Genomic DNA, 10,804 nt, shown 5'->3' on the forward strand with positions numbered 1-10,804 from the left:
ATAAACTTAAATCATATAAATGAAAAGTTACACAGTATTAATATCAATAGTAGCCGCCTTAGGGGGGCTACTATTTGGGTTTGATACGGCAGTAATAGCCGGCGCCCTGCAATATTTAAAACCTTATTTCCATCTTAATGATGCTGAACTTGGACTGGTGGTCGCAGCGGCCTCAATAGGCTGTATCCCGGGTGCATTATTTGCCGGTTATTTGGCCGATAAATACGGCCGTAAAAACCTGATGATAGTAACATCAGTGCTGTATGTTATTGCGGCTATTGGTAGTGGTATCGCAGGCAGTTTCGCGCAACTGGTTATTTATCGCCTGATCGGTGGTGTTGCAATAGGGATGGCATCAACTCTTGCACCTATTTATATTTCAGAAGTTGCCCCACCAGCATTCAGGGGTAGGCTAGGTATGTTGCAGCAGCTGGCTATTGTAACGGGTATATTGCTATCATTTATCTCCAATTATCTGATCGTAAACAGCTCATTTTTATCTTCAGGGGATGATTACTGGCGCTATATGCTTGCAGCAGCTGTGATACCTTCTGGAATATTCTTTTTCTTATTGCTTTTGGTGCCCGAGAGCCCAAGGTGGCTAATATCCCAAAATAAAGTAATCGATGCTAAAAAGATCTTCGGCAAAATTTACTCTGATAAGGAAAGCCAGGCGCAGGTTAAAATAGTAAGTGATAACATAGCCTCAGAAGAGAAACCCGCATTACGGGATGTGCTGTCGCCTCGCTTCAAAAAAGTAGTGATAATAGGCCTTGTATTCGCGTCTATCGCGCAGCTTACAGGTATTAATATCGTATTTTATTATGCACCGTTGATATTTGCCAAAACACATGTGGGTGGGAGTGTGCTATTCCAAACCGTTTTAACAGGTGTAGTAAATCTAATATTCACATTGCTGGCATTCCCGCTTATCGATAGGTTGGGGCGTAAAAAGCTATTACTTGCAGGCTCATGCATAATGGGCTTGTGTATGTTTACACTGGCTGCATTATTTTACTTTGATATGCTGCACAATTACTTTGTGTTGGCTACCATATTTGTTTATATAGGTGGTTTTGCCTGTACATGGGGTGTTGTACTATGGGTGTACGTCGCCGAGATATTCCCTAATAAAATACGAGGCAACGCGACATCTATCGCGGTATTTGGTAATTGGGTTGCCAATACCATCGTGTCCTTAACCTTTCCTGTTATGTTAGCTCAATTAGGTGCAGTGGTAACATTTGGTATTTATGGTATTATCAATATCAGCATGGTGTTGTTTGTGAGCAGGTATGTGTTCGAAACCAAAGGTGTTCCCCTCGAAAAAATTGAAGAGCTATACGCGAGTGTTTAATCTTTAAAACATCAATTAAATGAAAAATAAAATCAATATAGGTTGGGTTTTGCTATTGACTTTTTCGTCATTCATCGCTTTTACCCAATCTACTGTTAATAAATTGCCATACCGGGCCCGGCAACACCTGATCCGGTGACTGATAAATAATACTCCCAAAAAAGCCTTTGAATTTTTCAAAGGCTTTTTTGGGAGTATTATTTACTTGGTATTTGAAAAATACTGATTTTAAATACACACAGGTTTATATCTTTACCGTATTCTTTATCTGCAATTCATGATCATCGTAATTCAATGTAAAGACCAGGTTGGCCTGGTTGCATCTATATCGGCAATACTCGCAAAGCATCAACTTAATATAATCTCCATGCGCGAGCACGTCGACAAAACGGAGAACCTGTTTTTCATGCGTCTTAATATCGATGATAGTAAGGATGAGGTATTATTGGAAACCTATATTAAAGATGTATTGCCGCCGGGAGCTATCATATCTATCAACCCCAAACCAAGTAAAAAGGTTATTGTAATGGTAAGCAAGGAATATCATTGCCTGGCAGATATATTGATACGCAACTATTTTGGAACGTTTGGCGCTACTGTGCAATGCGTTATTGGAAACCATGCTATTTTGCAGGAGATATGTCAGCGATTTGATATGCCGTTTTATCACGTATCGCACGAAGATATTAGCAAAAACGAGTTTGAAGATAGAGTTGCCACGATAATTGATCAGTACAATACAGATTATATAGTGCTTGCCAAATTTATGCGGATATTATCCCCATCTGTTGTCGCTAAGTTCCCGATGAGGATTATAAACATCCATCATTCATTTTTACCTGCTTTTATTGGAGCTAATCCGTATCGACAGGCTTTTGAAAGAGGGGTGAAGCTAATTGGCGCTACTGCTCACTTTGTTTCTAATGAATTGGATGAAGGGCCGATCATCGCGCAGCAAATCATCCCGGTAAATCACTCCTTTACTGCGGCAGACATGGTTCAGGCTGGTAAAGAGATCGAAACTTCGGTACTGGCAAAAGCACTTAAATTGGTATTTGAGGATAGGGTATTTGTTTACAACAATAAAACCGTGGTATTTGAATAATTAGAATAAGGAGTTGTATTAGTTTGACTTATTGTATCACACAAATTATTTTAACAATAATACCGGCACTGCCGAACTTGCGGCTAGTTGATGAGAAATGCTTGTATGCATAATTGATTGAAAGAAACTGTACTTATGCGGCAATGCAATAACCAATTGCGCATCCTTATGTGCCGCGAATTGAAGAATTCCACTAATAACATCTGTATCCTCCAAAAAGAAATATTTCGGATCGTATTGTTTTAACATTTTATGCAGCGTAGTTTCTTCAATCATTCTTTCGGCATCTCCCTGTAAATGTTTGCCTTTATCATCAACATTCACCACCATTAATTCCGCCTTCTTTTTATCAAGCAACCGTTGTAATGCCTCCAGCGGCACTGTATCTTTAACTTTATTAAAATCGATAGCAACTACAACCCTACTTACTTTTTTAAAGGTATAAGCGGGAGGTACTACAATAATTGGTATAGGGCTTGCTTTGGCTATTTTAATAACGTGGCTGCCGATATGACTGTCTTCACTACTGCTGTTTCCCTGGCTTCCTAAAATGATCAGATCAACGTTTTTTGAGATTGAATTTTCAATTACAGCACGTAACAGATGTGTTCGGTTTAAATGCACACTAATCTCAACCCCCGGCCTAACTTGTTTAGCTAATTTATGTTTTAATGAGGTTAATTTTTCTATCCTATCTGCAGCATTTTGTTCAATATCTTCTTCACGTAATAAAACCATGTCGGGGCTTGGTAAGCTGGTTTCATAAATAGAAACATAATATGCATTTAATAAAATAATATGGCCGACATTAGTTTGATGGCTTAATGCAGCGGCGTATTCTGCTGCGTTAATTGAAGCTTTTGAGAAATCAATAGGAACAAGATAGGTTTTCATATTATAGAAGTATATTACATTATTCAACTTTAAAAGTAATCTTAATGTTTTTAAGAAATGTTAATAAATGTAATGAACAGTCATTATTATCCTCATACTATTTATTTAGGTTGATTTTTCAGTAGTCTTTGGCGGTGATGACGTTGTCGGATCGGTTTGATTGTTGTTTGAGACTACTGTTGGGGCAGGAGTTGTAACAGGCTGAGGAGTTACTGTAGATATTGCTGCAATTATTGCGGAACCCGAACCTCCGCTATTCTCAGTTGTTTTTAAGCCTAAATAGGTTCCGGCGCTAATGCCCATTAACCCCAGCAAATCGTTGTTTATTATAGTGCCATCAGGAATTTTGGAATTGATTATCACGTAATATATATAAATAACCCCTACAATAGCTGTCCATATTACGTTTTGTAACCGATGTATGCTTATACCGTTTTCGTCAGAAATTATATCGGTTAAAAATCCTTTTGAGGGCAAATCCTGTTGCGAAATTGAGTTGCCTGCATTATCTTTCTGACTGTTATCAATCACTTTGGCTACAATACTTGTGCCCGCTGCAATTCCTAAAAGTACCAGATTTACAGGAGGAAGGTTAGGAATTACAATTGATGTGCCCGAAGAAAAATTTATAACAACATATATAAAAGTGCTGCTTATTATTACCGTCCAAAAAGCAAGTTGTGTTCGGCTAAGGCTAAATGCAGGTTTGGGGTTTCCAATATTATTGGCGGCCGCAATATTAGCATAGTTGTTCTGATTAAAAACCTGATTGCGCAGCATTTGTGATTTGTTTGCAACAACCACAACGATAATAGTTAGTATTAAAAGAATAATAAGATATAGGTACATAAAAGAGGTTTAGAAATATGGTGATTGGAAATTATATTAAATCTATAAACTATAAATGAAATATGCAACTGAATTACTTAGTTACTAAGTAGTTAAAGTTTATTTTAAAATAGTTGCAAGTGTAATAATTGATATTACGTTTGGTTTATTTTATACCCAGCAAACTAGATTTTAAGATTTAGCTTTTATAACTACAAAAAAAACTGTTTATTTGCACCCCCGGTAAAAAACGACTTGGTAGCTCAGCCGGTAGAGCAACTGACTCTTAATCAGTGGGTCGAGAGTTCGATCCTCTCCCAGGTCACCTAGTAAAAGCCTTCTAATCACTATTAGAAGGCTTTTTTGCGTTAAGGAGAATTATTCTTCTTAGTGAATCTGTTTAGTTTGTACAAACCATTGGATATTCCGCTGATATTGATAAGATTCCATACACTTTTCCACACCCATTGCGGCACGCACTGTAAATAGCTACTTTCGGCGCATATGAAAGTTATCATTGCCGAAAAACCTTCTGTAGGCCGCGAAATTGCCAAAGTATTTGGCGCAACTACTAAAAAGGATGGTTATATGGAGGGCAAGGGATATACTTTCACTTGGGCATTTGGTCATCTGCTCCAACTAGCTCCGCCACAGGAATATGGTTTTTATGGTTGGAACGTGCAAAACTTGCCGATGTTACCACAGAAATTCAAGCTATCTATCCGCAAAATAAAATCTAAGGATGGTATGATCGAAGACCCCGGTGTGCGGAAACAGCTGGATATAATTAAAAACTTATTTGATGAAGCTACCGAAATTATTGTTGCTACAGATGCGGGGCGGGAAGGGGAATTGATATTTCGATATATTTATTATTATCTGAAATGTAAAAAGCCATTTAAACGGCTTTGGATATCTTCACAAACCGATGAGGCCATTAAGGATGGTTTCAGGAATCTAAAGCCGGGATCTGATTATGATACCTTATTCAATTCCGCGCATTGCAGGTCGCAATCAGATTGGCTGGTTGGTATGAATGCAACACAGGCGCTAAGCTTGTCTTCAGGTACAAGGTCAGTGTTATCACTTGGTAGGGTACAAACCCCCACATTGGCAATGATATGCTCACGTTATCTCGAAAACAAAAACTTTGTACCCGAACCATTTTACCAGGTTAGTATTATGCTTGATAAAAATGAGCAGTTGTTTAAGGCAGTTACCGATGAGAAATTTAAAACGAAAGAAGAAGCGCAGTTAATAGTTGACCAGGTGCAGCCTACGGGAAACATATTGAATGTAGAGGCCAAACCGCGGAAAGAACCGCCACCGCTTTTACATGATTTGAGCAGCTTGCAACAGGAGGCAAATAAAAAGAAAGGTTTTACCGCCGACCAAACGCTAACCTTACTACAGAATTTATATGAAAGCAAACTGGTTACCTATCCGCGTACAGGTAGCCGTTATATTGGGGATGATGTTTTTGCGGGAGTGCCAAATTTGATTGAAAAGTTGAAGGATCATCCGGAATTTGGGAAACAGGCCAATGTTTTGAGTGATGCCAAACTGAATAAGCGCAGTGTTAATGCAAAAAAAGTTACAGATCACCACGCGATACTGCCTACCGGCGAATCACCTTATCAGCTTTCGCCGGATAAACAAGCGATCTATGATTTGGTGGCGGGGCGTATGTTGGAAGCTTTTCATCAGGATTGTATCAAAGAGATCACCAAAATTACAGTTGAATCGGGTGCGAAATTCTTTGCAAGCGGAACGGTTATAGGTGTTGCCGGCTGGCGGGCCGTTTTTAATGAGCCCGATGAAGAAAAGAAAGAAGAAGAAAACACCTCATTGCCCAAGGTACAACAGGGGGAAGATTTGCCTGTTACTGAAAAAACTTTGTTGGAGAAGCAAACCAAACCCAAACCATTGTATAATGAGGCCAGTTTACTAAAAGCATTAGAAACAGCAGGTAAGGATATAGATGACGAGGAGTTGCGTTATGCCATGAAGGATAGCGGATTAGGAACCCCGGCAACAAGGGCCGCGATAATTGAGACACTAATAAAAAGAGACTATGTGATGCGTGAGAAGAAGAACCTTTTACCAACACAAACTGGCCTTGCGGTATATAATGTAGTAAAGGATTATCGTATTGCACAAGCAGAACTTACAGGTAATTGGGAAAAGCGTTTAGAGGAAATCCGCTCTGGTGCTTCGGTGGATGGTTTTCAGGCAGAAATTAGAACATATACAACTGCTATTACACAAGAGTTACTACTTGCTGGCAAAGGGTTGCTAATCAAGTGATTTTTCTGTGTTGATTATTTATCAATTAATTAATACAATAGATTATATCCCGAACTTCAGTTAAAAACAGAAATTCCTGTAGTTGTTTTCCAGAGCAGTTTTTTTGATTTTTTCAATGTTTGGTATTCTATACTTTTATAAAAAGTAATTCCCCGTCTTTTACAATATTGCATAATGATATGGTAATAACGTAGAGTATTTAAACTAAAAGAATTGTTTTATTTGTATACCAAATATTAAACTATCATACACTATCACCTGATATATGTCAAGGAACAAATACCTTATACCTTTAATTCTGGTTACATCCCTATTCTTTTTATGGGGTTTTGCTTACGGGTTGCTCGATGTTTTAAATAAGCATTTTCAGGAAACACTTAATATTTCAAAAACCCGTTCTACTTTATTGCAAGGGGCTTATTTCGGGGCGTACTTTTTAGTTGCCTTGCCTGCCGGCATATTCATGAATAAATACGGGTATAAAAAAGGGATTATTCTGGGCCTATGCTTATATGCTATTGGCGCTTTTCTTTTTTATCCCGCTGCTGAGCAATTAAGCTTCAACTTTTTTTTAGTTGCGCTATTTATATTAGCTTCAGGATTAGCTTGCCTTGAAACAGCAGCCAATCCTTATGTAACAGTTTTGGGTAGCCCTGAAACATCTGAAACCAGGTTAAACCTTTCGCAATGTTTCAACGGTGTTGGAGCTTTTCTTGGGCCTATCATCGCAATTTTTCTATTCTTTGGTGGCGACAAAGGGCATTCGGGTAATCTCGATTCTGTTAAGATTATCTATGTTGTAATTGGGGTTGTGGTACTATTAATCGCCGGATTTTTCCTAAAAACATCACTTCCCGAGATAAAAGAAAGTGAGATTGTTTCTTCACAAGAATTGGATAAAAAACCATTGTTTGAACACAGCAATTTTAAATTTGGAGTAGTCGCGCAATTCTTTTATGTAGCGGCCCAGGTTGGTATAGCGGCATTTTTTATAAACTATTGTACCGAAGCAAATACCGGTATTCAAAATGCTAAAGCGGCAGCATTATTATCTGCTGGTTTGATATTATTTACTGTCGGCAGGTTTGTCGGTACTGCTTTAATGCAAGTATTTGCCCCTAATAAATTACTTACTGCTTACGCGTTGATCAACGTTTTGCTTTGTGTAATAGTTGTACTAAATAAGGAATGGGTTTCTGTTTATGCGTTACTAGCGATATTCTTTTTTGAATCGATCATGTTCCCAACCATTTTTGCTTTAGGGCTGAAAGATTTAGGGCATCATACTAAAAAAGCATCTTCATTTTTAATTATGTCGATAGTTGGCGGGGCAATAGTGCCAGTTGCTATGGGTTTAGTTGCTGATAAATACTCCACTTCCATTTCGTACGTGGTGCCATTATTTTGCTTTTTAGTTGTGGCTTGGTACGGATGGAAGGGATATAAAGTCAACGCGGCGAGCGAAGGAAAAGAAGAAGAACCATTAAAAGTAGTATTCAGGCACTAAGCACATGCAGAAATTTTGTTTAACACTTGATCTGAAAAATGATCCTCAATTAATTGAGGAGTATATCCAACAACATAAAAATGTATGGCCTGAAATATTATCAAGCATTACATCATCTGGTATTAACAATATGGAGATATATTGTTTAAGCACCCGGTTATTCATGATAATTGAGGCTGATAATGATTTTAGTTTTGAAAAGAAAAATGCACTTGATCAGTCAAATCAAAAAGTGCAGGATTGGGAAACTTTAATGTGGAAATATCAACAAAGTCTACCGGGATCAAAACCCGGAGAGAAATGGATAATGATGGAGAAGATATTTACGTTATAAAAGAAATACTCTAAATATATGTTCAGTCTAAAAAACAAATCAGCAGTAATTACAGGCGGGGGAAGTGGTATTGGGAAGGCTATATCGCTGTTGTTTGCACAGCAAGGGGCTAACGTCCATATTATTGAACTCAATAAGGAAGCCGGTGCATCAACTGTCGATGAAATAAAATCAGCAGGAGGAACAGCCTTTAGTTATACCTGCGATGTGAGTAAACAGCAAAATGTAGTGGATCTTTTTAATTCGATCGGTGTAATAGATATATTGATCAATAATGCAGGTATTGCACATATTGGTAATGTAGAAACTACGGGTCAGGATGATTTTGACCGGGTGATGAATGTAAATGTAAAAGGCGCTTATAACTGCCTTTTTGCAGCGGTACCATTAATGAAAGTGAACAATGGTGGCGTTATATTAAATACTGCGTCTATTGCTGCAAGTGTGGGTATTACCGACAGATTCGCGTACTCAACCAGTAAAGGGGCTATCCATGCCATGACATTGTCTGTAGCGCGTGATTACTTGCAACATAATATACGTTGTAACTGTATCTCACCTGCAAGGATACACACACCATTTGTAGATGGCTTCATCGCCCAAAATTATGCTGGCAGAGAAGAAGAGATATTCGAAAAGTTATCAAAAAGCCAGCCTATTGGCCGCATGGGTAAACCTAGCGAAGTTGCTTCATTAGCCTTGTATCTCTGTTCAGATGAGGCTGGTTTTGTGACTGGCTGCGATTATCCAATTGATGGCGGATTTATAACTTTAAATAATTAAAATAAAATTAAACAGTAGCTATAGACGTTACCAAACTATAATTAAATAATAAAATATGAAACTGATCCGTTTTGGGGAAGCCGGTAAAGAGAAAACAGGTGTTATTATTAATGATAAACGTTATGATACCTCTGCCTTTGGAGAAGATTATAACGAACAATTTTTTGAAACTGACGGTTTAAATCGTTTAGCAGCTTTTTTAAAAGACAATAATAGTCTACCGCAAATAAGTGAAGATGTGCGCCTTGGCAGCCCGATTGGTCGTCCATCAAAAATTGTGTGCATTGGTTTAAATTACGTAGATCACGCTAAAGAAACCAATGCAACCCCTCCGCCAGAACCTGTTATATTCATGAAGTCTACAACGGCCATAGTTGGGCCAAATGATAACATTATGATTCCAAAAGATTCGGTTAAAACGGATTGGGAAGTGGAACTTGCAATTGTTATAGGTAAAAAAGCGAGTTATGTTGATGAAGCTGATGCGATGGATTATGTAGCAGGCTATGTGCTGCATAATGATGTGTCTGAACGTGAGTTTCAAATAGAACGCAGCGGAACATGGGATAAAGGAAAGGGCTGCGATACATTTGCACCCATTGGCCCCTTTATAGCCACTGCCGACGAAATTAAAGATCCGGGGAACCTGCGTTTGTGGCTTAAGTTGAATGGCGAAACCATGCAGGATGGAACAACGGCTAACTTTATTTTTAATATTCCTTTTGTAATTGCTTATACCAGCAAATTTATGACGTTGTTACCCGGCGATATAATTTCTACAGGTACACCTGCAGGGGTTGGTTTAGGAATGAAGCCACCGGTATATCTTAAAGCGGGCGATGTGATAGAATTGGGAATAGATGGATTAGGTACCTCTACACAAAAATTGGTAGCCTACAAAAAATAAAATATGGATCTGCAACTAAAAGATAAGCTAATAATAGTTACCGGCGGTGCTAAAGGTATAGGCGAGGGTATTGTACAAGTCCTGGCTAAAGAGGGAGCTATCCCGGTAATTTTTGGCAGGAATGAACTGGATAACCTTAAAGTGGTATCAGCTATTGAAGCAGTGGGAGGAAAAGCCCATCATGTGGTTGCTGAGCTAACTGATCCTGCTTCATGTGAAAACGCGGTAAAAGCTATTGCTGATAAATTTGGCAGGATAGATGGCTTGGTGAATAATGCAGGTGTTAACGATGGCGTAGGATTAGAAAATGGAGACTATGAAAAGTTTATGGCATCTCTGCACAAAAACCTAGTGCATTATTACCTTATAGCGCATCATGCTTTACCATGGCTTAAAAAGTCAAAGGGTTCCATTATCAATATAAGCTCTAAAACGGCTGAGACAGGGCAGGGGGGCACATCTGCCTATGCGGCATCAAACGGTGGACGGAATGCTTTAACGCGCGAATGGGCGGTTGAATTGCTTCCGTATGGCATCAGAGTGAATGCGATTATAGTAGCTGAATGCTGGACACCACTTTATGAGAGATGGATTGAAACATTGCCGAATCCAGAAGAAAAACTTCAATCAATAGTTTCAAAAATTCCATTGGAGCAGAGAATGACTACATCCGAAGAAATAGCTAATATGGCTGCATTCCTTTTGTCACCGGTGTCGAGCCATACAACCGGGCAATTGGTTTATGTAGATGGCGGATATGTTCATTTGGATCGGGCAATTTC

At 38.7% G+C, this 10,804-nt stretch carries 10 protein-coding genes and 1 tRNA gene; 9 read left to right on the top strand and 2 right to left on the bottom strand.

The features are described 5' to 3' along the window. The first annotated feature begins 19 nt into the window (after nt 1–19). Together GSQ74_RS18995 and purU are read left to right on the top strand one after the other, a co-directional pair. On the top strand, nt 20–1,357 hold the full coding sequence (locus GSQ74_RS18995; RefSeq protein ID WP_158995791.1) for a sugar porter family MFS transporter: 1,338 nt from the start codon (nt 20–22) through the stop codon (nt 1,355–1,357). Between the two features lie 277 nt (nt 1,358–1,634). After that, nucleotides 1,635–2,462 carry a formyltetrahydrofolate deformylase gene (gene purU / locus GSQ74_RS19000; RefSeq protein WP_158995792.1) on the top strand — a complete coding sequence of 276 codons (828 nt, stop codon included), beginning with the start codon at nt 1,635–1,637 and terminating at the stop codon, nt 2,460–2,462. 45 nt (nt 2,463–2,507) lie between these two features. On the opposite strand, the gene GSQ74_RS19005 is transcribed toward purU, so the two are convergent. Both GSQ74_RS19005 and GSQ74_RS19010 read right to left on the bottom strand, forming a co-directional pair. Further along, entirely contained in the window at nt 2,508–3,356 is an 849-nt protein-coding gene (locus GSQ74_RS19005; RefSeq protein WP_158995793.1) for a universal stress protein, read from the bottom strand. Nucleotides 3,357–3,461: 105 nt separating this feature from the next. Then, entirely contained in the window at nt 3,462–4,136 is a 675-nt protein-coding gene (locus GSQ74_RS19010) for a hypothetical protein (RefSeq protein WP_158995794.1), read from the bottom strand. A 300-nt stretch (nt 4,137–4,436) separates the two neighbouring features. Here GSQ74_RS19010 and GSQ74_RS19015 point away from each other — a divergent pair. The 7 genes from GSQ74_RS19015 to GSQ74_RS19045 all read left to right on the top strand — a co-directional run. Then, nucleotides 4,437–4,509: transfer RNA gene (locus tag GSQ74_RS19015), tRNA-Lys, on the top strand. 179 nt (nt 4,510–4,688) lie between these two features. Next, nucleotides 4,689–6,491 (top strand): DNA topoisomerase 3, encoded by a 1,803-nt coding sequence (locus GSQ74_RS19020; protein WP_158995795.1) that lies wholly within the window; start codon nt 4,689–4,691, stop codon nt 6,489–6,491. Nucleotides 6,492–6,756: 265 nt separating this feature from the next. Further along, on the top strand, nt 6,757–7,998 hold the full coding sequence (locus tag GSQ74_RS19025; protein ID WP_158995796.1) for a sugar MFS transporter: 1,242 nt from the start codon (nt 6,757–6,759) through the stop codon (nt 7,996–7,998). 4 nt (nt 7,999–8,002) lie between these two features. After that, complete coding sequence (locus GSQ74_RS19030; protein WP_158995797.1) at nt 8,003–8,332, top strand: L-rhamnose mutarotase; 330 nt, start codon at nt 8,003–8,005, stop codon at nt 8,330–8,332. 18 nt (nt 8,333–8,350) lie between these two features. Continuing rightward, nucleotides 8,351–9,115, top strand: coding sequence for an SDR family NAD(P)-dependent oxidoreductase (locus tag GSQ74_RS19035; RefSeq protein WP_158995798.1), 765 nt, complete (start codon nt 8,351–8,353; stop codon nt 9,113–9,115). Between the two features lie 55 nt (nt 9,116–9,170). Continuing rightward, the gene (locus GSQ74_RS19040; RefSeq protein WP_158995799.1) at nt 9,171–10,022 is read left to right on the top strand and encodes a fumarylacetoacetate hydrolase family protein; all 852 of its coding nucleotides are present in this window, start codon (nt 9,171–9,173) and stop codon (nt 10,020–10,022) included. A 3-nt stretch (nt 10,023–10,025) separates the two neighbouring features. Next, the coding region (locus GSQ74_RS19045) for an SDR family oxidoreductase (RefSeq protein WP_158996497.1) at nt 10,026–10,804 on the top strand (779 nt) is incomplete at its 3' end.

The organism is Mucilaginibacter sp. L196, from assembly GCF_009765905.1.
Taxonomy (GTDB): domain Bacteria; phylum Bacteroidota; class Bacteroidia; order Sphingobacteriales; family Sphingobacteriaceae; genus Mucilaginibacter.

Coding starts and splice junctions, on each gene's coding strand:
- GSQ74_RS18995 (WP_158995791.1), top strand. CDS start 20: ATGAAAAGTTACACAGTATTAATATCAATAGTAGCCGCCTTAGGGGGG.
- purU (WP_158995792.1), top strand. CDS start 1,635: ATGATCATCGTAATTCAATGTAAAGACCAGGTTGGCCTGGTTGCATCT.
- GSQ74_RS19005 (WP_158995793.1), bottom strand. CDS start 3,356: ATGAAAACCTATCTTGTTCCTATTGATTTCTCAAAAGCTTCAATTAAC.
- GSQ74_RS19010 (WP_158995794.1), bottom strand. CDS start 4,136: ATGCTGCGCAATCAGGTTTTTAATCAGAACAACTATGCTAATATTGCG.
- GSQ74_RS19020 (WP_158995795.1), top strand. CDS start 4,689: ATGAAAGTTATCATTGCCGAAAAACCTTCTGTAGGCCGCGAAATTGCC.
- GSQ74_RS19025 (WP_158995796.1), top strand. CDS start 6,757: ATGTCAAGGAACAAATACCTTATACCTTTAATTCTGGTTACATCCCTA.
- GSQ74_RS19030 (WP_158995797.1), top strand. CDS start 8,003: ATGCAGAAATTTTGTTTAACACTTGATCTGAAAAATGATCCTCAATTA.
- GSQ74_RS19035 (WP_158995798.1), top strand. CDS start 8,351: ATGTTCAGTCTAAAAAACAAATCAGCAGTAATTACAGGCGGGGGAAGT.
- GSQ74_RS19040 (WP_158995799.1), top strand. CDS start 9,171: ATGAAACTGATCCGTTTTGGGGAAGCCGGTAAAGAGAAAACAGGTGTT.